Here is a 24,119-nt window from a genome sequence, read left to right as displayed (position 1 = left end):
AGAGTGGTTTTTTTTCATTATGATCGTATTTTTAAAAATACATATATAAGAAGTTCAATCGCAAAAATCACTAATACAGATAGTCCGAATAAAGGCATGATAGCGCCTAGTATAACCATCATGATAAAGAAAACGATTATGCTCTTCTTATCTCTTTGTTTTGGAGGTGCTGCTAATTTTCCTTTCGGCTTTCTTGCTAACCACATTTTTACTCCGTAATAAATAAGAAGTAGTAGAGATAATGTCGTTAGTAAGCATAATATTTTATTTGGCCATCCAAATAAATGTCCTTCATGAAGCGGGATGCCGTAAGTGAACCATTGTGCAAGTAATCCATAATCACGATAGTCCGTTTTGGAAATAAGCTTTCCGCTATATTGGTCAAAGTAAGCTGTTATCTCTTCATTTGGTGCAACATGCATACCTGTAATACCAGAACCGCTCGATTTCGAAACAGTGAATACACCTTTCGGATCAGCTGGTAGTGAGATAACGTATGGCTTCTTTATTTCAATTCCTTTTTGTAATTCATCGACAGAAATTGTTTTTGGCTTACTCGAATTCGATTCAGGAGGAGCTTCTTTTCTTGTTGCCCATGGCAATTCTTTTACCTTTGATTCAGGCGGTGCCATATACAACTTTGGATATCCAATCGATTCATTCGACGATGCAATTTTATAAATTTGGTTACCCATAAATCCTGACCATGGCAATCCAGATGCGACTAACAAAACGAGTGGAATTGTAAATATAATACCGATAATAGAATGACGTCTTTTTGCTTTTTCTCGCTTATTGGATGATGGTGTGTTTTTGAACTGTCGTATACTCATGTACAATCCGGTTACGATTAAAAAGATTGTCCAGCATGCCGCGAGTTCTACAGTATAGTTGACGACAGTGCCACCGATTAAAAGAGAACTATGTAATTCCCTCATTATATTCGCAAACGTTTCACTTGCGTTTTGATCTCCGACAATTTGATTATTGCTATCTAAATATACATACTTTTGTTGCCCCGTATATTCATTTGCAATCGTAAGCCTCGTATTATAATCCCCATTAAACTCACTAATTTTCGCCACACTATAATGTGGATATTTTTTCTCGGTTAAGGAAATAGAATCAGACATCGAAATAGATTCTGTTTGGGCGCTCTTCCCAAAATATAAATCTTTATAGATGAAATCTTCAACCTCTTCCCGAAATAAATACCCAATTCCGCTCAGTGACAACGTAATAAGAAGCGGTGTAATAAAAAGTCCAGCATAAAAATGCCAACGCCAAAAAATGTAATGAAGCGAACGATTTACTTTCATACTTTCAGTTCCCCTAACCTTCCCTATATGAATAACTACGTATTTAATATAGCGAGATTAAGTGTGATTACTTTGAAAGAATTGTGAAGAAAGTTAAAAGTTTGTGGGATTTTTATTAAACAGAAAACACATTTTAGAAGGAGTGTTTTTTATGTTTATGAAGATCTCTTTATATTTGATAAGTACATCCTAACAACCGCTTTCGCAAGACATTGAGAAGAATCAACAAAATCCTCACTAGCCACAACATTCAAATCAGTACATGCGATAATTGCGTTATCTACTTCATCCTTCAATTGCACAACGAGTGCGCTCCATAATTTGTGAGCTTCTTCAACTTTTCCGCTTTTAATATACGTAATAATTTGATTAATCATCGTTTGCCATTTTTCATAATGAATGTATTCTATATTCCGCTTTGCAATCCCGTCTTGATAAATACCAGCTTGAACTGTCGCTTCCGTTGCAAGAAGAGCGACTCTTTTTGCAGTTTCAGGAATTGCTTTTAACGTTTCGTCAACTATATTTAAAATCGGGATAGAAAGAGAACGCTGTAATTCTTTAAAATAAAGATGTGCCGTATTGCACGGCATAGCGATAAAGCTTGCGCCAGTACTTTCAAGTTTTTGTGCTCCTTCAATAATCGCTTTTTTCATCGCTTCGTGATCAATAGGGCGATCTATGTAAAACGGTGTTGGGCACGAATAGATCATCATATGAGGAATGTCCATATCATGCTTTGCTCCGTATATTGTTTGGCATTCTGCTACAACTGTATCGACGAATGGTCCGGTTGATTTTGGCCCCATTCCTGCTAGTATTCCGATCATTGTCTCGTCTCCTTTAATATGTAATTAAAAACGTTTTTTGCGAACGATAAAAAGAAATAAGGTAAATAATAAAAATGAATATACGATAGCCCAAGCTGTGAGCCATAGTGTGTGAGTCAGTATATTATATTTGTATTGGCCAAGCATTAGAAAGCTTTCGACAGGTGGTAAAAACCATAATAACTCTTTTTTAAACCGGATAGATGCGATCGTTATAAGCAATATAAAGGTAAGGCTAAGCCAAGCAGTGCCTGCTTTTTGAATCATATTTCTAGTAAATAATGTTGCGATTGAAATTCCTAGTATAGAGAAAGACATGTGAGAGAGAAATCCGACTAGAAATAAAGAAACTGTCATTTTTTCATTAAACATTTGCAAAATAATTGGATAGATTACGGATATAAAAGATAATACAGTACAAATGAGAAGAGCCGTAATATATTTACCCACATATAGTGCGGAAATATTATTTGTGTGAGAAATAGTAATTTGTTCTTGTACAGGGTCTTCAGTATGAAAAATTGTGACCGTAATCCAGGCAGATAATAAATAAAGTGCGAGTGCTGTTTCTAAATATGTCGGTACAATAGGAGTCGGTTTATATGTATATACAAAAAGCAAGCTCACAAAGTACATCGCAATAGGAGGGATGTACTTATACGATTTTGTATAGTCGAGAAAATGGTAACGAATAAGCGCGAACATAATAAACCTTCTTTCGATTTAAAAGTTAGGTTGTAGCAGTGTGATAGATGCTTTTTTATGTAATAAAAACTGAAGCATTTCGTTTGTATATTCTTTTTCGATTTGTAATTGAATAAGATTTTGATTTGCATTGTGTGCAACGTGTATAAAACCGGATTGCTTTTGTAGTTCTATCGCTGAGAATGTTTCGTGAACGATTGCCTCAATATAGACTTGTTCTGCTCCTTTTTGTGCAGAGATATTTTCTGCAATTGTATGATTTGTTAACGTCACAATTCTATCGGCGAAGTTTTCTAATAGTTGTTTTTCATGACATGTGAAGAGTATAGATATACCTTGTTGTTTTAATGATAGTAAAATATGTTCTAGTTCTTGTTGAGAGTTCGGATCGAGCCCAGAAAGAGGTTCGTCTAAAATTAATAAATGTACGTCCGTAAGTAATGCTTGCATAATGCCTGTTTTTTGTTTCATGCCTTTTGAAAAGTTTCGTACAACGGAATGCCTTGCATGATGTAGGTGAAAAGATTGAAGAAGCAGCGGAATTTTATCTTTTACATATTTTGTTGATAAACCGTGAATGTGGCCGAGATGAAATAGATAATCCTCTAATGTAAAACGAATTCCTTCAGGAAAATGTTCAGGTACATAACCGATTTGTATATGTTCTTTCCTTTGAATTGTCCCTGCCGTAGGTGAAATAAAGCCTGCAATTATTTTGAGTAGAGTACTTTTTCCAGTCCCGTTCCCGCCAACAATAGCGAGTGCTTCTCCTTCTGGAATGGATAAATCAATGTTGTCTAGTATAAGCGATTTTCCATACTTCTTTTGAATTCCCCTTAGTTCTACTAGCAAAGTTCTATCCTTCTTTCTTTAAATAGTGTATATATCCATTATATAGGAGAATAACAAAAAGACGTGCAATGAGTGCACGTCTTTTTTTGTTATGTTTTGTCGAATCGTCGATATATCGAAAAAATCGTTGATATATTACCCCGCATTAACGGGCAGTAAAACTCCCACCTTAAAATTCAGTTGGAGCAAAGAAGTTAGGTGGGGGATAAACTGCCCATAAATGCCCGATTGGTTCAACTAATAATCAGTAGGGGATTCCCCCCATTGATTAAAGTTTCACTTTATCGTTTCTCAATCGCCACAATAAATGGCGGGTTATTTTGCTGGTTAATGAAGCCATATCGCAGTACGTGAGCTTGTTTTTGGTCTAGCTCTTCTGCAAATTTGAGAACAGCGTCGCGTTCTACTTGTCCTTCTGGGTGTCCGTGGTAAATGACGAGGACGATGATTCCTTCAGGTGCCATTACTTCTAGTAATTGTTCAATTGCCGAAATTGTTGAGTTCGGTTTTGTAACGATATGCTTGTCACCGCCAGGAAGGTAACCTAAGTTGAAGATAGCGCCTGTTACTTTTCCTTTTGCGTCTTCTGGTAGTACGGATAGAAGTGTATCGTGACTATCGTGAACTAAAACAGTACGTTCAAAAAGTTCTTTTTCTTTTAGACGAGTTGTTGAGCTTTCAATTGCTTCTTTTTGAATATCAAATCCAAATACTTTTCCGCTATCCCCAACAATTTCAGCTAGGAAGCAAGTGTCATGACCATTTCCAAGTGTTGCATCTACAGCGTAGTCGCCTTCTTTAACAGCCGTTTGCAGCAGTGTGCGAGCAAACGGTAATACACGTTCTAATTTCATTGTTGTTTCTCCTCATTTGCATATTTTCCTTGCCAGCTTCCGCGGCGTACAAATTCTGCATCGATGGAATTTAATACTTCCCATTTATTTAAGCTCCACATTGGACCAATCATTAAATCAGGTGGGCCGTCACCTGTGATACGGTGCACAATTACGTCTTCTGGAATAATTTCAAGTTGGTCAACAACGAGACTTACGTAATCCTCAAGAGAAAGGAATTCGAGTTGTCCTTTTTCATATTGCTTCACCATTGGCGTTCCTTTTAATAAGTGAAGTAAGTGGATTTTAATTCCTTGTACATCAAGTTTCGCTACTTCACGAGCTGTTTCCATCATCATGTCGTAATCTTCAAGTGGAAGACCGTTAATAATATGAGAGCAAACTTTAATGCCGTGCTTACGTAATTTATTTACGCCTTCCACGTAAGACGGATAATCGTGAGCGCGATTAATAAGGTTTGCAGTTCGTTCGTGAACAGTTTGTAAACCGAGTTCAACCCAAAGGTATGTGCGTTTATTTAAGTCCGCTAAATATTCAACAACATCATCTGGTAAACAATCTGGACGAGTTGCGATAGAAAGACCGACAACGTCTTTTTCTGCTAGAAGCGGTTCGAATTTTTCTTTTAACACTTCAAGTGGTGCATGTGTATTTGTGTACGCTTGGAAATAAGCGATACATTTTCCATCTTTCCACTTAGAGCGCATTTTTTCTTTCATTTCATGATATTGCGTTATAACATCATCGCGGCGATCACCGGCGAAGTCACCAGATCCAGCGGCACTGCAAAATGTACAACCGCCGTAAGCAACTGTACCGTCACGATTCGGACAATCGAAGCCAGCATCTAATGAGACTTTAAAGATTTTTTCACCAAATTCATTTCGTAAATGGTAATTCCATGTATGATAACGTTTATTGTCGTTTGTATATGGAAAAGGGTTTTGAACCTTCATTACTTTCCCTCCTAAGCCGAGTCAAAATGAAACAAAATCCATTATAACATACTCATAAGGTGGAGATGGAAGGGACACACTAAAGGGGAATTGAAGCAAGGAGGGACAATTATGGCAGAGCGTCAATCACTTGAATCGTATATTACACAAGCGGAACAAGCTGTGGAATATGCGAAAGAACAATTAGACCAAGGCATGAGACAAGAGCATTACAATACGATGGAGTATTCAGATGCGCAGTTACAATTAGAACAAGCATATAACGATTTACAAACGATGCAACAACATGCGAATGATGAGCAACGTGAGCAGCTAAATAGAGCACGCATGGCAATTCGCCAATTGCAACATCAAATGATTATTACACCGCACTAAGAAGGAGTGAATGTAATGGCGAAACGTTCAGATCAAAATAATCCAGAGCAAAAAACACAAAATGGACATAACGCTGAGTTTTCGAATGAACTTGATCCCATTGTTCAAGTAAAACAGCGTAATAGTAAAAAAGGACAACCTCAAAAATCAAAACAATCAGAGTAAACCAGGTCGAAATATGACCTGGTTTTATTTTGCTATATGACAATAATGTAAGATTTCTGTAAGGTTTGCCGATAGTTGTAATTGTCCTTTTCCAGTAGAGTAAGGGAGGATTAAATTTTGGACAAGGAGTTGCTTATGGGGAACAATATTACAAACAAACGAATTGATGAGTTAGATTACATTCGTAGCTTCGCATTACTGGGGATTATTTTAGTAAATATTCTAGCGCTACTTAATATTAAAACTCCAGATCCTAATACAGTAGATGCTAGCTATCAAAGGTTTCTATACTTATTTGTAGAAGGTCGTTTCTTCTCAATTTTCTCATTCTTATTTGGAGTGGGATTCTATATCTTCATTACAAGAGCGATTGCGAAAGGGAAAAATGGATATGTTCTAATTTTCCGCCGCGTAGTTGCATTATTTATTTTTGGTTTGATTCATTACATGTTTCAGCCTGGAGAAGCGTTAACGTTATATGCAATTTGCGGATTAATCGTTTTACCGTTTTATAAAGCGAAAAAACAAGCGAACTTAGTAATTGGTCTTATTTTGACAATAGCCTTTAGTATAATGGGTGTTAAAGAACTATTACCACTTGGTTTAATTTTATTAGGTCTTGCTGCAGGACAATATCGTGTATTTGAAAATCTTTCAAAAAACATAAAGCAAGTCGCTATTTTTACAGGCATTATGTTTGTTTTAAGTGTGGCAGCTGTATGGTATCAATATGGACACGTGCCTGCTGGCCCATTTGTAAATATGATATTGATGAATGAAGATGGAACAATGGATGCTGCAAGCCATTTTCTAAAAATTGGTATTACTGTTGGACCAATTATTTCAGCTTTCTATGTAGGAGCATTAATTTTATTACTTCAGTTAAAACCAGTTCAAACATTATTAGCACCATTGAAATACTACGGTCGTATGGCTTTAACAAATTATATCGGACAAACGGCAATGATTTTAATCGCTGGTAGTGTATTTAACTTTGCAGGTAACTTAACATACATGCAGACGCTATATGTATGTATCGCAATTTATGCAATTCAAATTGTGTTTAGTGTAATTTGGATGAAAATCTTTAAAATGGGTCCATTAGAATGGGTTTGGCGTGTTATTACGTACTGGACGGTAACACCTTTAAAGAAATAAAGTGAAACTTTAATCAGTGGGCTGTTCCTTTCGCGGAACAGCCTATTTTTATTGTCATCTTTTGTCGATAAGTCGATATATTTTGGTAATCGCTGATAAAAGTGTAAGAATCGCCGATATATTTGAAAAATCGCTGATAAAAGTGTAAGAACCGCTGATATATTTGAAAAATCGCCGATATAATTTCATTTACCGATTTACTATGCCGAAATGCGAACTAGTATGAAAAGCCAAACTTACACGCCCACCTTCTTTATATTACAAAAGTGTAAGGTAATTGTAATGTTAACAAATAGCAGTTCACCTCCAAAAGGCGCAAAATAGGTAATGGAAAAACAAGCGTAGGAGGATATATATGACGAAACCAGTTGTAGACGTGAAAAACGTTCAAAAAGTGTACGGTAAAAAAGGTGAGAACCAATCACACGCGTTAAAAGGTGTTTCATTCTCAATTCAAGAGGGTGAGTTTGTTGGGATTATGGGACCATCTGGTTCTGGTAAAACGACATTATTAAATGTAATTTCAACGCTTGATAAAGCAACGGGCGGCGTTGTTGAAATTGCGGGTACAGATATTACGAAAATGAAACAAGGTGAGCTTTCTGATTTCCGTTCACAAAAGTTAGGATTCATCTTCCAAGACTTTAACTTATTAGAGAACTTATCTATTTATGAAAACATTGCACTTCCACTTTCTCTTCAAGGTGTCGCATCACGTAATATTGGACCGAAAGTAGAAAAAGTAGCGGGTATGTTAGGGATTACAGAAATTCTTCAAAAGTATCCATCTGAAGTATCTGGTGGACAGAAACAACGTTCAGCAGCAGCGCGTGCACTTGTGCATGAGCCGGCAATTATTTTAGGGGACGAGCCAACAGGAGCGCTTGATTCTAAAAATGCAACGAGTTTACTTGATGCGATGACAAACTTAAATAAAGATCAAGGCGTATCGATTATGATGGTTACGCATGATCCATATAGTGCAAGTTACTGTCAGCGTATTTTATTCATTCAAGATGGTGAGCTATATAAAGAAATTCATCGCGGTGGTACGCGTGAAGAGTTCTACAAAGAAATTTTAGATGTACTTGCAGATTTAGGTACACAAAAGGCGTAAGAAAGGAGGTTCCAGTATGTTATTTAAACTTTCCATGTCGGGGCTGAAAAGTAAGCTGAAAGATTATATCGTCTTACTTGTCGGTCTTGTCATGTCGATTTCAATTTTTTACATGTTCCAAACGTTAGCACTGAATAAAGCATTTTTAGAATCTAATTCAGTGATTAAATCTATTGGATTCGTATTCCAAGCAGGATCATTTTTATTAGCAATTATAACGTTCTTCTACATTTTATATGCAAACTCTTTCTTATTATCTCTTCGTCAAAAAGAGTTCGGTATGTATATGATGTTAGGTGCGAAAAAACATAAAGTTACATTACTTATGTTTATTGAAACAATCGTATTAGGTGCTGCGTCTCTTGCAATCGGGATTGCAGTTGGAGTAGGACTTGCAGAAGGTATTGGACAGTTATTAATGAAACAGCTTGAATTTGCTGGTGAAGGGTATAAAGCATTTTATCTACCATCTATGACTGTTACTTGCATCTTCTTCTTTGCACTATTTGTATTATCAGCAATTATGAACAGTATTAAATTGTCACGTATTTCTGTATTGCAATTAGTACATGCAGATGCGCAAACAGAGCGTGTTGCAGTAAAAGGTAAAAAGACAGTTGTAGTGGCATTCCTTGCTGTTCTTTTATTAGGTATAGGTTATGCATCTATGATCTATATGGAAAAACTAAAAGAGATGGGAATCCTTATTGCATTAATTACGACAACAACTGGTACTTATATGCTATTTAGTTCACTTCTCCCGGTTATTATTAAAAAATTAAAGAGTAATAAAAAGCGTAGTGAAAAAGGACTTAACGCTTTTACATTTGCACAATTAAACTTCCGAATTAATAGTTTAACGAAAGTGCTTGCAACAGTGGCAATGTTAGTTGCGCTTGGAGCTGGTGCAATTTCGGGCGGTATGGCGTTTAAAAATAACGTTATAAAAATGGTAGATGGTTTAGTAATATATGATTCAGTAGTTCATAATCCAACAGCTGAAGAAAAGAAAGTTTTAGACGGTATTACATTTAAAGAGAAAAGCGAATATCGTTACAAAGTTGATGATAAATACGTTTACTATGTAAAAGAAGATTTAGAGAAAAATCGTCCTTTAGTAAAAGATATGGCAAAGATGAAGTCTATGAAGGATTTAGTAAATACGAAAAAAGTTTCAGAGGAACTACCGGTAGGTGCAGTTTCTAGAGAGATGAATCAAAAAGATGCGAACACTAAAGAACTTTCAGTGGAATGGATAGATGCTTTTAGTACAATCCATCCATATTATTTATACAATGATCATGCAATTAAAATTGTAGATCAAAAAATGTACGATGGGATAAATGGTAAAGATGGTATAGCATTTATCGGAAAAACAGATGATTTTTTAACATATAAAAAAGAATGGAAAAAACTTGACGAGTTGCAGCTAGATAAATATAAAAATGTAAAAGCTGAACAAATGGATAGTAAATATCAAGCTTATAGTGGGTTCTATGGCATTGCGAGTGGAACAGTATTTATGGGATTCTTCCTTGGAATTGCGTTCTTAGCAATGATGGCAAGCTGCCTTATGTTTAAAATTCTTTCTGGTGCATCAAAAGATATTACGCGTTATCAAATGCTTCGTAAAATCGGTGTGCGCCGTGAGTTATTAACGAAATCAATTTATAAAGAGTTATTCTTAGTATTCTTATTCCCAGCAATTGTGGGTATCGCTCACGTATTAGTTGGTATGAATATTTTCGGATTTATTTTAATCGATCCGTACTTCCGTATTTGGGTACCAATCGTAATTTTCGTAGTTATTTATGCGATTTATTACTTCATTACAGTTCAATTGTATAAAGGAATTGTTCTTCCGAAAGAAGATTAATAATAAAAACCGAGCAAAAACGCTCGGTTTTTATTATTTTCAGAAAAAACACTTTAATGTTACTGAAATGTATAATATAATGTAAATAAGTAACGTAATATAAAAGTAGGAGCAGCTGGATAAGGAAAGGAGGAATCCAATCTGTAGAAAAAAGCTGAACTTTTACCCCCACATTTTTTTACCGCAACGTATTTATACAATCGTAAGTTTCCACATTGAAAGTTTTCAGAACCACCTGAGTATATTGTGAAAATAATGGATAACACATGGAAATCTCATAGCATGATAAGGTAAAATGGACAACATAATGAGAAAATTACCGTTCATAAGATGAGGAGAATACATGTATGGAAGTTGTAGAGGCATTAAAAGATATAAGCCAAATTGAGGCTATGAAAAAATATTTAAAAGAGCACTCCCAGCGAGATTATCTTTTATTTGTTATTGGAATTAACACAGGATTAAAAATTACAGAATTACTTAGCATGAAATTTGAAGATGTATTAAATGAAGACGGGACTGTTAAAGAGTTTTATGCTCTTCCTGTGAAAGATGAAAAATTTAAACAAGATATTTATTTAAATACAAAAGTAAAAGAAGCGCTTTTAGATTACGTACAATCTATTGGCGTTAAAAGAGAAAATTACGTATTTCAATCTAATAAAACGCCAAATTCAATTACGCGCCAACAAGCGTATCGTGTAATTCATAATGCTGCAGAAGCAGTTGGAGTTGTTGGTAAAATCGGAACGAATTCAATGCGAAAAACGTTCGGATTTCATGCTTACAAAAGAGGGATAGCGATTGCGCTATTGCAAAAACATTTTCATCACGCGACTCCATCAGAGACACTAAAGTATTTAGGGATCTCAAAGGATGAGAGCTTTAAAACGGAGATTGATGTCGATTTATAAAAGCCGTAACTAAAAAATTAGGAGGCGGAAAATATGAATATTAGAGAGAGTGAACTGCCGGGTATTGGATGTAAGTTTGAAGTGATTACAAAAGGTAATGAAAAGATGGTTATCGTTATTCATGATGATGGCCGAAGAGAAATGTACCATTTTGATACTGATCATGAAGAGAGTATTTCAAGCGTCTCTCTTCGTGATTCTGAAGCGAGACAAATTGCAGCTATATTGGGCGGAATGGTATATAGACCACAAGCTTTAGATACGATTGAAATGGCTTTTGAGGGATTATCAATTGAGTGGTTTAAGGTGGAAAATAATGCACCAGTTGTACAAAAAACAATTGGTAGTTTACATGTTCGAAACACATATAACGTAACGATTATTGCCATTTTGAAAAAGAATATGAAGAAGTTCTTTAATCCAGGCCCAGATTCTATCATTGAAGCTGGCGATATGCTCGTATTATCAGGTGAAAGACATGAAGTGAAAAGAATTATTAATGAGTTGCTTTCAGTAGGAGGGGATTCATAATCGATGGATACTTTAATCTTTGAAGTTGGAACTGCGTTAGTATTAGTCGCTTTTGCAGCTATTCTTGCTGCAAAGTTAAAGTTCTCGATTATCCCGTTTCTTATTATACTCGGTATGCTAGTGGGGCCTCATGCCCCAGATTTAGGGCTTATCGATTTAAGATTTATTGAAAGTGGAGAAGTTATTTCCTTCCTCGGCCGTGTTGGCGTCATATTCCTCCTATTTTACTTAGGTTTAGAATTCTCAATTAAAAAATTAATTAAATCAGGAAAATCAATTGCTTTTGGGGGAACTGTTCATATATCGCTTAATTTTATATTAGGTTTACTTTACGGATATATAATGGGTTTCCCCTTATTAGAAACATTAATTATTGCTGGGATTATAACAATTTCATCGAGTGCAATTGTTGCGAAAGTAATTGTTGATTTAAGAAGATCTGGTAATAAAGAGACGGAGCTAATTTTAGGAATCATTATGTTTGATGATATCTTTTTAGCGGTATATTTATCAGTCGTTTCAGGATTAGTACTCGGAGGGGCAACGTCATTTGTAGGTGCTCTTACATCTATTTTAATCGCAGTAGGGTATATGCTACTATTCTTTGTAGTTGCTAGAAAAGCTACACGATTTTTAAATAAAATGTTAGATATTTCGTCCAATGAAATTTTTATTATCGTAATATTTGCTATTTTGTTCTTTGTAGCAGGATTTTCAGAAACGATTCATGTTGCGGAGGCGATTGGAGCATTATTATTGGGGCTCGTCTTTTCTGAAACAGAGCATAGTGATCGAATTGAACAGCTTGTTGTTCCGTTTCGTGATTTCTTTGGAGCTATATTCTTTTTCAGCTTCGGTTTAAGTATAGACCCATTTTCACTTGGCGGAGCAGTGTGGTTGGCATTAGGAGCAGTTTTCATTACTCTTATCGGTAATTTTACTGCTGGAATGGTTGCGGGGCGTAAAGCTGGGTTATCGCATAAGGCTTCTACGAATATCGGTTTAACGCTTGTATCACGCGGAGAATTTTCTATTATCGTCGCGAATATTGGAATTGCGGGTGGCTTAATGGCAGCGATTAAACCGTTCTCAGCTTTGTATGTTTTAATATTAGCATCGTTAGGACCTTTGTTAACGAAAGAATCTGGGAGAATATACTCGCTACTAGATAAGGTGTTTAAATGGAGTGCTAAAGAACGTGTGAAGCGAGAAAAGGAAGTTGGATAGTACAAATAAGGGTAGACTGCATGAAAATTTCATGCAGTCTACCCTTTTATATATTGTTACTGTTGTCGTTTTTTGTCGGTAAGTCGATATATTTTAATAATCGCTGATATATTTGTAGTTGCGCCGATATATTCTAATAATCGCTGATATAATCCAAGAAGCAACCAATATAAATTCATTTACCGACGAACTATTATCTGAATTTCATCAACTATTAATCAGTTGCCTTCCTATTTAAAAACGACTACAATTTTACTGTTATATATGAACGAAAAAAATAGAATAGGAGGGGAAGCTATGCCAAGGAAAGTATGGCTATTAGTAGCTGGGATGATTATTAATGTCACGGGTGCTTCTTTTTTATGGCCTTTTAATACAATTTATTTGCATGATCACCTAGGAAAATCTTTATCTGTGGCCGGAATGGTATTAATGATCAACTCGCTTACCGGTGTAATCGGAAACTTGCTCGGCGGTGTTTTATTTGATAAATGGGGCGGTTATAAATCAACTTTAGTAGGGATTGTGATTACACTTGTATCAATTTTAGGTCTTGTGTTCTTCCACGGTTGGCCGTTATACGTTGTGTGGCTAGCGTTAATCGGCTTCGGTTCTGGAATGGTCTTCCCATCGATGTATGCGATGGTCGGTACAGTTTGGCCAGAGGGCGGAAGACGAGCATTTAATGCGATGTATGTTGGACAAAACGTTGGTATTGCGATTGGAACAGCGTGTGGTGGATTAGTTGCTTCGTATCGTTTTGATTATATTTTCTTAGCGAACTTTATTTTATACTTTGTTTTCTTCTTAATTGCTTTTATTGGATTCCGTGGTATGGAGGACAAGAAGGAGCCAGGAGTACAAAAAGAAGTCGAAATGAAAAAAGGTTGGTCACTTACACCTGGATTTAAAGCACTTCTTATCGTGTGTGTAGCATATGCTTTATGCTGGGTTACATACGTACAGTGGCAAGGTGCAATTGCAACACATATGCAGGAATTAAACATTAGTCTTCGTCATTATAGTTTATTATGGACGATAAACGGAGCAATGATCGTTTGTGCGCAGCCACTTGTTAGTATGTTAATTCGCTGGATGAAGCGTTCCTTAAAACAGCAAATTATGATTGGAATTTTCATTTTTGCGGCGTCATTCATTGTGTTAAGTCAAGCGCAGCAATTTACGATGTTCCTCGTTGCGATGGTAACATTAACAATTGGTGAGTTATTTGTATGGCCTGCGGTTCCAACGATTGCAAATATACTTGCACCAAAAGATAAATTAGGATTTTATCAAGGGGTCGTAAATAGTGCGGCGACTGTAGGGAAAATGTTCGGACCGGTCGTTGGCGGAGCAATTGTTGATTTATACAATATGGAAGTATTGTTTATAGCAATCATGGTAATGCTTGTAGTAGCGCTTGTAGCAACAAGTATTTATGATAAACGAGTAAAAGTAGAAGAAACAGTTGAAGAAAAAATTGCAGTTTAGTTTGACGGAACATGTTCACATGTTTTAGAATATATTTAAATAAAACAACCTTTAGAACAAGGGAGATAGCTCGGCTGTCTTAAGATGAATTCGTTAGTTATGAAGAGTAACGATTAACCGAGAAGTCCTCGCTTTAGTAAGCTCTTAAGAGATACTAGGTGAAGGATAGTTCACGTAACTTATATGTGTAATAACAGTGAGAAGGAGTAGTAGTAATAGAAGCTGGTTTAGAGAGTTGACGGTCGGTGCAAGTCAATCCACGTTTCGTTATGAACTCGCCTTTGAGTTGCAGTTGTGAAATTAATAGTAGCAATTGCCGTTAATCCACGTTACGGATCTAAGCGAATGTACATTTGTACATTAATTTAGGGTGGTACCGCGGGAATCTACAACCTCTCGTCCCTTTCTAGGGATGAGAGGTTTTTTGTATTTTGGGCGGTGAAAATAAATATAATTTCAAGGAGGGTATCTCATGAGCTTTAATCATCAAGAAATTGAGAAGAAGTGGCAAGGGTACTGGGAAGAAAATAAAACATTCCGTACGCCAGATGAGACAGAAAAACCAAAATTTTATGCACTAGATATGTTCCCATATCCATCAGGTGCAGGCCTACACGTAGGACATCCAGAAGGTTATACAGCGACAGATATTTTATCTCGTATGAAGCGTATGCAAGGATATAACGTTCTTCATCCAATGGGATGGGATGCATTCGGTCTTCCAGCAGAGCAATATGCACTTGATACTGGAAACAGCCCAGCTGAATTTACAGAGCATAATATTAATACGTTCCGTAACCAAATTAAATCATTAGGTTTCTCTTACGATTGGGATCGTGAAGTAAATACAACAGATCCAAATTACTATAAGTGGACGCAATGGATCTTCCTAAAACTATTTGAAAAAGGCTTAGCTTACGTTGATGAAGTACCTGTAAACTGGTGCCCAGCACTTGGTACAGTACTTGCAAACGAAGAAATCATTGACGGTAAGAGTGAGCGTGGTGGACATCCAGTTGAGCGTCGTCCGATGAGACAGTGGATGTTAAAAATTACAGCTTACGGAGATCGTCTATTAGAAGATCTAGATGAGCTTGATTGGCCTGAAAGCTTAAAAGATATGCAACGTAACTGGATCGGTCGTTCTGAAGGTGCAGAAGTACACTTCAACATCGATGGTACAGACGAGAAATTCACAGTTTTCACAACACGCCCTGATACATTATTTGGTGCAACATACTGTGTACTAGCTCCAGAACATGCACTTGTTGCAGAAATCACAACAGCAGAACAAAAAGAAGCGGTAGAAGCTTACATTAACGCTGTAAAAATGAAGAGTGATCTAGAGCGTACAGAACTTGCGAAAGAAAAAACTGGTGTATTCACTGGTGCTTACGCAGTTAACCCAGTAAACGGTGAGAAATTACCAATCTGGATTGCTGACTATGTTCTTGCAACTTACGGAACAGGTGCTGTAATGGCAGTTCCAGCTCACGATGAGCGTGACTATGAATTCGCATCAGTATTTAATCTTCCAATGAAGGAAGTTGTAAAAGGCGGAGATATTACGAAAGAAGTGTACACAGGTGATGGTGCACACGTAAACTCAGCATTCCTTGATGGTTTAAATAAAGAAGAAGCAATCGCAAAAATGATTGAATGGCTTGAAGTAACGAGCGCAGGAAATCAAAAAGTAACGTACCGTCTACGTGACTGGTTATTCAGCCGTCAACGTTACTGGGGTGAGCCAATTCCAGTAATTCACTGGGAAGATGGTACAATGACAGCTGTGAAAGAAGAGGAATTACCATTAGTTCTTCCGAAAACAGAAAACATCCGTCCTTCAGGTACAGGTGAATCACCACTTGCCAACATTGACGAGTGGGTAAATGTTGTTGATCCTGAGACTGGTAAAAAAGGTCGTCGTGAAACAAATACAATGCCGCAATGGGCTGGTAGCTGTTGGTATTACCTACGTTACATCGATCCAAACAATAGCGAAGCACTTGTAGATCCTGAAAAAGTAAAACAATGGCTTCCAGTTGATATTTATATCGGCGGAGCGGAGCACGCTGTACTTCACTTACTATATGCTCGTTTCTGGCATAAAGTATTATACGATATCGGTGTAGTTCCAACGAAAGAACCGTTCCAACAATTATTCAACCAAGGTATGATTCTAGGTGAAAACAACGAGAAAATGAGTAAATCAAAAGGTAACGTTGTAAATCCTGATGATATCGTAGCAAGCCACGGTGCAGATACACTTCGTCTATACGAAATGTTCATGGGTCCATTAGATGCTTCAATTGCTTGGTCTGAAAATGGTCTTGACGGAGCTCGTCGTTTCCTAGACCGCGTATGGCGTCTATTCGTTCAAGATAACGGTGAATTAAGTGAGAAAATTACTGACGCACCAAATAAAGAGCTTGAAAAAGCTTACCACCAAACAGTGAAGAAAGTAACAGAAGACTATGCAGAGCTTCGCTTCAACACAGCGATTTCTCAAATGATGGTATTCATCAACGATGCATACAAAGCTGAAACACTTCCAAGAGAATATGTAGAAGGTTTCGTAAAAATGATTGCACCAGTTGCACCTCATATCGGGGAAGAGCTATGGAGCAAGCTTGGATACAATGAAACAATCACATATGCAAGCTGGCCAACATTTGATGAGTCTAAACTTGTAGAAGATGAAGTTGAAATCGTTGTTCAAGTTATGGGTAAAGTTCGCGCAAAACTAACAATGAGTAAAGACGCATCAAAAGAAGAAATGGAACAACTTGCACTTGAAGCAATTCAAGACCAAATTGAAGGGAAAACGGTTCGTAAAGTAATTGTTGTTCCTGGAAAACTTGTTAACGTTGTTGCAAACTAATTCATTCTAAATAAAAGCTCAGAGCGTTTATGCTCTGAGCTTTTTTGTATAGAAAATAATCTCAGGGTCACCTTCATCTAAGTTTTCAACTATTCCGCTATGTATAAAACCATTCGAGTTAAATACTTTCTGCATACTTTCATTCGATTCGTTCGTTGAAGAAAATATTTTTTGAGTAGGAGAATGACTTAACATATATGAGATTAACGAGCTTGCATAGCCTTGCCTTCTTTTAGTTGGTGAAACAATGATTAATGAGAGGAAAGTACAACCAAAGAAATTTGTATCGTATGTTAGAAAGCCAGAGATAGAATTTTCTTCTTTTACAATGATGCATCTGCCTTCACGGATAGTGTGCTTAATATAATTTCGTCTACTATCGTTTCCAATTACGTCAATATCTATATGGACGATTGAATCTAAATCATTGATAGAAGCCTTTGTTACATTCTTCAATATACATACCTCCTAGAAAAAATATTCAGTTAATTAATTTTATCATGAATGAAGAAAAAGAAGCGGAATTCTAGTGCAGACAAACACCTATTCTTCTATAGGAAATATGATAAAAAAGGTAGGCTAAATTGAGTAGAAGAGGTGAAAGGAATGAAAGGGATGGACAATAATGCACCACATGGTTTCGTCGGGGGTGGATCGGATAGTTATGAACAAATGATGTTAATGGGAGGAGGACAACAAGGATACGGTGGAATTCCGAGCTGGATGGGTGGAGGCGCGGGTGGATTTCCAACATCGGTAGCTGGCATGCAAACTGAAATGCCTACATCAATGGGAGGCTTTTCGACATCAGGGGCTGGAATGCCTACAATAACAGGTGGATTTCCAACATCAGTAGCTGGTGTACAGACAGGAATTCCAGTAGGAGCACCAACTACATTTCCTTCTTTCGTTGGAGGAGTGCAGACAGGATTTCCGGTACCAGGAATAGGTGTTGTAGCTGGAGGAATAGGTGCGTATCCGCAAGTTGTTCACGGTCATCATGGACATCACCACCATCAAGGTCAACATGGCCATCATGGACACCATCATCACCAAGGTCAACACGGCCATCATGGACATCACCACCACCAAGGTCAACACGGCCATCATGGACATCACCACCATCAAGGTCAACACGGCCATCATGGTCATCACCACCATCAAGGTCAACACGGCCATCATGGTCATCACCAACAACAAGTACATCACCATGGACACCACCACATTCATCCGCAAGCTGTTCTTTATCAAACGCACCAAGGTCATCATGGACATCATCACCACCAAGGCCAACAAGGTCATCATGGACATCATCACCATCAAGGCCAACAAGGTCACCACGGTCATCAAGGACAGCATAGTCAACAGCACCAACACCAACAATATCAGCAATATCAACAACAACAATCTTCTCCTTGGACAGGTGGAATTGGAGCGGGAGCAGCAGGAGCAGCGGCAGGAGCGGCTAGCATTAGTGGAGCAGCAGGGCACGCGGGACACGTGGGTCATTAACAAGCCAACAGAAAAAAGACATAATAAAAAACTGCTAGGAAATCCTAGCAGTTTTTTTCAGCTTCTTGGCGCTGACGTTCAATTTCAGCACGAAGTTGTGGTTCCGGTGCTTGCCAGCCTTCTGGCTTTAGAATCTTACCGTCGCCTTCACGGAATCGAGGCTTCCCATCAGGGAATAGTTTTGCCATGTTGGCGTTGTTTACAATTTCGAATCCTTTATCTGGACGTACGCCCATTTCTGCAAACGTTCCGAATGCAAAGTAAATAAGGTCAATCAGTGCATCGTATTGATCTTCAACAGTCGTTGCCTCAAGAAATTCTTCTAGTTCTTCCTGCATAAAACTTGCACGGATTTTTGCACGCTCTTCTGTTAATTTTGTTGGAGTATTTGTTACAGGATGTCCGAATACTTCATGCATTTTTGCAACAAGTTCATATCCTTTATCTAAACCTTTTTCGTTTGTCATGTTGTTTCATCCTTTCTTACGTTATGCCGAAGTTTATTGTAACATAAGGTGATTATGAAATGAAAAGAACATCTTATAGAAATAAGATGTTCGCTCGTTATTCTTCTTTCTTAATTAAAATAGATAAAATAAGATCAATACCGAATATACCAACGAGTAACATTGGTATAACGACAAGTAAATAACGTGTGAAGGAAACATTTTTTAAGTATGTATGAGCAAATAAAAAGACGGCGAGAAATAAAATACCATTTAAAATAGGCTTTACTAATTTTTTAGACATAAGCTCCCCCATAAATATCTTCTCTCTCTATCTAAAATAAAAACTCCTCTCTCCGTTGTATCATGCTGGAGAGAGGAGTTCAATCATTTCTCATTCAATTACACCAGAATTTGTAATGTCTACGGTATATTTTATAGTAACGGGAACATCTTTGTAAATTTGTTTCCACTCTTCTAATTTGAATGGGCGATAATGTTGCTTATATTTAGCTCCTAGCCCAAGAGGGTCGACATCTAGAGATTTAAAATGCTTAATTAATTTCTTACCTTGTGTCTCCAATTGTTTTTGAACGACCTTCTCAATCTTTTTTGTATTCTTAGCATTCTCTAAGTTAATCTGTTTCGATACTTCTTGAATACGAGCCTCAAGTTTAACATGAATGGAAAAGGAAGGCTTACCATTTTTTATTTTTATATCGTATGTTGGAATAGAACGAATATTATTAATCATTACGTACCCAGGATCTGCTTTAAATTCATGTGAATCTAACTTATGTTTTTCTAAAAGTCCTTTGAATATAAACATATCTTTTTCTGCAATTTTACCAACATATTTATCCTTTTTAAAAAGACCAATTCCCGTTATTTTTATTTTATCACCATGTTTCTTTAAAATTGGAATATAGTAGTCTTGCCCTTCTTGATAATAACGGAATGCTCCTATATGCAGATTATCTGTTGGTAAAGGACCGGTCTCCATATTATGTTCTAGCATTTTTTTTATATAAATTGCAACGTTGGATGAAGTCGTGTACTTTCCTTTTAAAAGTTCAGTACCATTACCTTCAAGTAAAGCAACATATAAGGCATTCCCGATGTTTACATCACGAATTAATGTATCGAAGGAAGCAACCATTCCTTTCTTAGCAATTCGGGTGGTAAATAGAGCAACCCGCATTTGCCCGCTAGCAAATGGTTGAGAAGACTCTAAAGATGTGTCAGCTTTTACTTGTTTTACCGCATTTGCTGTTCCTTCAAAAACTTGAACTTTGTTTCCTTTTTGCTGAATAGGACAAACAAATGTTACCTTTATTTTATTATCTTTTGCTACATCGAAGACAGTTCCTTGGATAAGGTGTACGTCATCGATAATATTTTTTTGTAAACATCCAGTTAGACTAAAGAGTGCTATACAAGAGATAAGTATTAATTTTCTTTTGATTTTTTCCATTTTCTTTTCACCCACACAATAATAAATAGAATTGGGATGTATACATAAATGAGCCAAAAGCTTCCTTTTGATGCATTACTAATAAAATTATTAATATCGTGTCTGTTTGTTAGAAGTTGTGAAACAATGAGGGTGATAAACATAAAAGCGATTAAAACACCTCTTTGTTTTACACGGAATATTTCGTGCGTTGCTCTCGTTGCCGCCCACAAAGGTAGAATAAAACTTGTAATGATAACGAGGGCATAAGCTGAAATTGCGATATATTCTAGCCTTTCTATGAATGGTAATTGAACAACTTGGGTCATAGAAAGTTGGGCCCATATCGTTTTTAACAATTGTTTTTCACTAAAAAACGAAAAGGCTAAAAGAGTGCTAAATAAATATAGAAGGTTTGAAAATAGTGCCCCATATTGAGCAAATTTATGAGATTGTTTAGGGTTTTTCACAAATGGATAAACCATGAGGTAAATCTCAAAACCAGTCATACTGTAGATTGACAGTTGAGCGGATTTTAAAATATCTGAAAAAGAATGTGTGAGAATGGGTAATAAATTTTCCCAATGTGAGTATTTCAAAACGAATAAGCTTAGAAATAAATACCCTAGTGTACCACCAACAGAGATGACGCAAATGCCTGTAATGACACGAAATCCAGAAGAAATGATGTAATAGCTAACTAGGCACAAAAAGAGTGTTAACATAAAGGTGGAGGCAGTTGGGAACATCCATACTTGAATAATTTCAACGTATGTTCGAATAACCGAAATACTGACGATTAAAAAATAAGTTGCAAAGATGATATTAAAGACGTTCCCTATCCACTTTCCAAAGGTTTGTCGTTGTAAATCAATTAAATTCCCGTTTGTTTCCCTTAATAAAAAATACATCATCCACATAAGAACATGGATAACGATGCCTGTGATTACAACGCCTATCCAGCCGTCGTATCCAGCGGCCTTTGCGGTGATTCGAGCAAATCCGAGAACGCCAGCTCCAAACTGTGCACCGTGAATTAAGAAGAAAACAAAGATAGGAGATATTTGATATTTTTCTTGAACTTTACTCATCAATGCACCTCATCTCTTAATCATCAAAGTCTGATCTATGTTTTGTTGAAATTCCTTTAGCAGCTTTTTTTACATGTTGTGGTCTTGCTTGTACATCTCTTGTATCGATCATTGTTAACGGGAAACGAATCCAAGAGTCTTTAACAGATTGTTGTCTTGTCGGATAAAACAAAGCGTACGGTTTACGTAAGGAAGTAAGTCTAAATAGATGGGTAAATAAAAAGATAAACCCAAGAGAGATACCGAAAAGCCCCCCTATTTCCGCGAATGCTAGAAACGGGAAACGTAGTAATCGAACAGCATTACCCATTTTATAAATAGGTGTAATAAAGGAAGCGAGTGCTGATAGTGCAACGATAATTAATAAAATATTACTCGTTAACCCAGCTTGTACAGATGCTTGTCCGATTACGATACCGCCTACAATACCGAGCGTTTGCCCAACTTTCATCGGTAACCTCGCCCCGGCTTCTCTTAATAAATCGATTGCGAGTTCTAGAAAGAGCGCTTCAATTAAAGGTGGGAATGGTACTTGTGCCCTTGATAAAATCAAAGTTTCAAGTAAATCACTTGGAATAAGTTCATAATGATAATTTAAAACTGCAACGTATAACGGTGTAGCGCAAATTGAAAATAGAACGGCAATTAATCTTAAAATCCTTGAAAATGTAGCGTACATCCAGGAGACATTATAGTCTTCTGGTGAAATGAAAAAATCAAAATAGGATACGGGTGTTAGTAAAACACTTGGAGAACCATCAACAAAAATAGCGATTTTTCCATCAATTAGTGCTTTTGTAACTCTATCAGTACGTTCTGTATTGATATAGAGAGGGAAAATCGATTTTTCACCCATTAATTCTTGTAAATAAGCACTATCATTAATTTGATCATATTCAAGAGCGCGTAATGACTCTTCTAGAAAATCTACATTATCTTTTTCAGCAAGGTTGTCTAAATACATCATGACAACTTTTGTTTTGGAAAACTCGCCGATAATCATTTCTTTTGTTTGTAAATCTAAAACAGGAAGACGTTTTCGAACTAAATTAATGTTTGTATCAATATCCTCTACGAAACCTTCTTGCGGACCAATAACAGTTGATTCGTTTAAAGGAGGGGTTGGTGCACGATAATTATCAATTGCAATGTTTGCAAGCATACATTTTTGATCTTGCTGATTCAATTGAATAATCGCATGCCCCTTTAAAACCATATCCTCAATTTTTTGCAAGTCGTTCGTAATTGTAATGCCGCTCATCGGGATATGTTCCTTCAGCTCTTCTAGTGATGCGTTAGGTCGTTCTAAAAGAGTGGGCATTAAATACTTTTGTAATTTTTCTCCATCAAGTGAAGGGCGATAGTAAGAAATCCAATAAGGCATCGTTTCATCGTCGGATGTATGATAATTTACAAAATCACTAGACTTTTTCAGCTTCTCTATTAAATTTTGTAAAGAATGAATACGATCTTTTTCTGGTTTTGTAAAGTCATAAATACTATTACCTCCAGAGCTTTGTTGCTTACTTTGAGAAGGTTCATCTTGCTTAGCGTTTTGTTGTTTATCTTGAGACGAATCACCTTGCTTAGCGTTTTGTTGTTTATCTTGAGACGAATCACCTTGTTTAGCACTTTGTTGTTTATCTTGAGACGAATCACCTTGTTTAGCACTTTGTTGTTTATCTTGAGAGGAATCATCTTGTTTAGCACTTTGTTGCCTATCTTGAGAGGGATCATCCTGTTTAGCGCTTTGTTGCTTATCTTGAGAGGAATCATCTTGTTTAGCACTTTGTTGCCTATCTTGAGAGGAATCATCCTGTTTAGCGCTTTGTTGCTTATCCTGAAACGAATCACCTTGTTTAGCACTTTGTTGCCTATCTTGAGAGGAATCATCCTGTTTAGCGTTTTGTTGCTTATCCTGAGAAGGGTCATTTTGTTTAGCACTTTGCTGCTTATCTTGAGAGGAATCATCCTGTTTAGCGTTTTGTTGCTTATCCTGAGAAGGGTCATCTTGTTTAGCACTTTGCTGCTTATCCTGAGAGGAATCCTCTTGTTTAGCGTTTTGTTGCTTATCCTGAGACGAATCACCTTGTTTAGCGTTTTGTTGCTTATCCTGAGAGGAATCCTCTTGTTTAGCGTTTTGTTGCTTATCCTGAGAGGAATCCTCTTGTTTAGCACTTTGTTGCTTATTCTGAGAAGAATCTTTTTGCTCGTTATTTTTACCTTTATTATGTTTCATACTTCTAGTCTGTTCTTTGTTATCATCCTCTTGATTGTTAGAATGCTGCTCCTGGTTATCTGTTTCGTTTAATTTTGATGTATTTGATTTTTTTTTCTTACGTAACCAATTCCAAATCATATGTACG

Annotated in this window: 23 protein-coding genes and 1 other annotated feature; of the genes, 11 read left to right on the top strand and 12 right to left on the bottom strand. The window is 36.7% G+C overall.

The window, feature by feature from the left end; all coding sequences use genetic code 11:
* Positions 1-17: 17 nt before the first annotated feature.
* The 6 genes from MHB52_RS24570 to MHB52_RS24545 all read right to left on the bottom strand — a co-directional run bounded on the left by MHB52_RS24570 (position 18) and on the right by MHB52_RS24545 (position 5,516).
* The gene (locus MHB52_RS24570; RefSeq protein WP_044796428.1) at positions 18-1,319 is read right to left on the bottom strand and encodes a PepSY-associated TM helix domain-containing protein; all 1,302 of its coding nucleotides are present in this window, start codon (positions 1,317-1,319) and stop codon (positions 18-20) included.
* Positions 1,320-1,474: 155 nt separating this feature from the next.
* Positions 1,475-2,149 carry an aspartate/glutamate racemase family protein gene (locus MHB52_RS24565; protein WP_061664569.1) on the bottom strand — a complete coding sequence of 225 codons (675 nt, stop codon included), beginning with the start codon at positions 2,147-2,149 and terminating at the stop codon, positions 1,475-1,477.
* Between the two features lie 24 nt (positions 2,150-2,173).
* Positions 2,174-2,854: a hypothetical protein gene (locus MHB52_RS24560; protein WP_000457744.1), complete on the bottom strand. Its 681-nt coding sequence runs from the start codon at positions 2,852-2,854 to the stop codon at positions 2,174-2,176.
* Between the two features lie 18 nt (positions 2,855-2,872).
* On the bottom strand, positions 2,873-3,706 hold the full coding sequence (locus MHB52_RS24555; protein WP_000959736.1) for an ABC transporter ATP-binding protein: 834 nt from the start codon (positions 3,704-3,706) through the stop codon (positions 2,873-2,875).
* 281 nt (positions 3,707-3,987) lie between these two features.
* Positions 3,988-4,560: a class I SAM-dependent methyltransferase gene (locus MHB52_RS24550; RefSeq protein WP_000764497.1), complete on the bottom strand. Its 573-nt coding sequence runs from the start codon at positions 4,558-4,560 to the stop codon at positions 3,988-3,990.
* Positions 4,557-5,516, bottom strand: coding sequence for a TIGR01212 family radical SAM protein (locus MHB52_RS24545; protein ID WP_000868030.1), 960 nt, complete (start codon positions 5,514-5,516; stop codon positions 4,557-4,559). Before MHB52_RS24545 ends, MHB52_RS24550 begins: the two co-directional genes overlap by 4 nt.
* Positions 5,517-5,627: 111 nt before the next feature.
* Here MHB52_RS24545 and MHB52_RS24540 point away from each other — a divergent pair, with 111 nt between their 5' ends.
* From MHB52_RS24540 to leuS, 10 genes are all read left to right on the top strand, one after another.
* Positions 5,628-5,891, top strand: a complete 264-nt coding sequence (locus MHB52_RS24540) for a YtzC family protein (RefSeq protein WP_000840869.1) — start codon at positions 5,628-5,630, stop codon at positions 5,889-5,891.
* A gap of 15 nt (positions 5,892-5,906) precedes the next feature.
* Positions 5,907-6,056 (top strand): hypothetical protein, encoded by a 150-nt coding sequence (locus MHB52_RS24535; RefSeq protein WP_001129340.1) that lies wholly within the window; start codon positions 5,907-5,909, stop codon positions 6,054-6,056.
* Positions 6,057-6,191: 135 nt separating this feature from the next.
* A complete protein-coding gene (locus MHB52_RS24530) occupies positions 6,192-7,214 on the top strand; it encodes a DUF418 domain-containing protein (RefSeq protein WP_061664596.1) in 1,023 nt (340 codons plus the stop codon).
* A 355-nt stretch (positions 7,215-7,569) separates the two neighbouring features.
* On the top strand, positions 7,570-8,331 hold the full coding sequence (locus MHB52_RS24525) for an ABC transporter ATP-binding protein (RefSeq protein WP_000165838.1): 762 nt from the start codon (positions 7,570-7,572) through the stop codon (positions 8,329-8,331).
* A 16-nt stretch (positions 8,332-8,347) separates the two neighbouring features.
* Positions 8,348-10,207, top strand: coding sequence for an FtsX-like permease family protein (locus tag MHB52_RS24520; protein WP_061664571.1), 1,860 nt, complete (start codon positions 8,348-8,350; stop codon positions 10,205-10,207).
* A gap of 347 nt (positions 10,208-10,554) precedes the next feature.
* Positions 10,555-11,121, top strand: coding sequence for a tyrosine-type recombinase/integrase (locus MHB52_RS24515; RefSeq protein WP_000454205.1), 567 nt, complete (start codon positions 10,555-10,557; stop codon positions 11,119-11,121).
* Between the two features lie 33 nt (positions 11,122-11,154).
* Positions 11,155-11,652, top strand: coding sequence for a cation:proton antiporter regulatory subunit (locus MHB52_RS24510; RefSeq protein ID WP_001026056.1), 498 nt, complete (start codon positions 11,155-11,157; stop codon positions 11,650-11,652).
* Between the two features lie 3 nt (positions 11,653-11,655).
* Positions 11,656-12,879, top strand: a complete 1,224-nt coding sequence (locus MHB52_RS24505) for a cation:proton antiporter (RefSeq protein ID WP_000380174.1) — start codon at positions 11,656-11,658, stop codon at positions 12,877-12,879.
* Positions 12,880-13,176: 297 nt separating this feature from the next.
* On the top strand, positions 13,177-14,370 hold the full coding sequence (locus tag MHB52_RS24500; protein WP_001137555.1) for an MDR family MFS transporter: 1,194 nt from the start codon (positions 13,177-13,179) through the stop codon (positions 14,368-14,370).
* Positions 14,371-14,557: 187 nt separating this feature from the next.
* Positions 14,558-14,777 (top strand) — a binding site (T-box leader).
* Positions 14,778-14,842: 65 nt separating this feature from the next.
* Complete coding sequence (leuS, locus tag MHB52_RS24495) at positions 14,843-17,251, top strand: leucine--tRNA ligase (RefSeq protein ID WP_000009466.1); 2,409 nt, start codon at positions 14,843-14,845, stop codon at positions 17,249-17,251.
* A 27-nt stretch (positions 17,252-17,278) separates the two neighbouring features.
* On the opposite strand, the gene MHB52_RS24490 is transcribed toward leuS, so the two are convergent.
* Positions 17,279-17,707 carry a GNAT family N-acetyltransferase gene (locus tag MHB52_RS24490; protein WP_000800324.1) on the bottom strand — a complete coding sequence of 143 codons (429 nt, stop codon included), beginning with the start codon at positions 17,705-17,707 and terminating at the stop codon, positions 17,279-17,281.
* A gap of 150 nt (positions 17,708-17,857) precedes the next feature.
* Here MHB52_RS24490 and MHB52_RS24485 point away from each other — a divergent pair, with 150 nt between their 5' ends.
* Positions 17,858-18,763, top strand: a complete 906-nt coding sequence (locus tag MHB52_RS24485; protein WP_061664573.1) for a hypothetical protein — start codon at positions 17,858-17,860, stop codon at positions 18,761-18,763.
* Between the two features lie 44 nt (positions 18,764-18,807).
* Here the strand turns inward: MHB52_RS24485 and MHB52_RS24480 are convergent, their stop codons facing one another.
* From MHB52_RS24480 to MHB52_RS24460, 5 genes are all read right to left on the bottom strand, one after another.
* A complete protein-coding gene (locus MHB52_RS24480; protein WP_000180554.1) occupies positions 18,808-19,230 on the bottom strand; it encodes a hypothetical protein in 423 nt (140 codons plus the stop codon).
* A 97-nt stretch (positions 19,231-19,327) separates the two neighbouring features.
* Positions 19,328-19,513: a hypothetical protein gene (locus tag MHB52_RS24475; RefSeq protein WP_000038775.1), complete on the bottom strand. Its 186-nt coding sequence runs from the start codon at positions 19,511-19,513 to the stop codon at positions 19,328-19,330.
* A gap of 90 nt (positions 19,514-19,603) precedes the next feature.
* A complete protein-coding gene (locus tag MHB52_RS24470; RefSeq protein WP_061664575.1) occupies positions 19,604-20,683 on the bottom strand; it encodes a Ger(x)C family spore germination protein in 1,080 nt (359 codons plus the stop codon).
* On the bottom strand, positions 20,659-21,753 hold the full coding sequence (locus MHB52_RS24465; RefSeq protein WP_061664577.1) for a spore germination protein: 1,095 nt from the start codon (positions 21,751-21,753) through the stop codon (positions 20,659-20,661). The genes MHB52_RS24470 and MHB52_RS24465 overlap by 25 nt, the downstream gene beginning before the upstream one ends.
* A 16-nt stretch (positions 21,754-21,769) precedes the next feature.
* Entirely contained in the window at positions 21,770-24,112 is a 2,343-nt protein-coding gene (locus MHB52_RS24460) for a spore germination protein (protein WP_080451716.1), read from the bottom strand.
* Positions 24,113-24,119 lie beyond the last annotated feature (7 nt).

Source organism: Bacillus sp. FSL K6-0073 (assembly GCF_038006085.1).
Classification (GTDB): Bacteria; Bacillota; Bacilli; order Bacillales; family Bacillaceae_G; genus Bacillus_A; species Bacillus_A cereus.
This window is presented reverse-complemented; position numbering and strand designations above follow the sequence as displayed.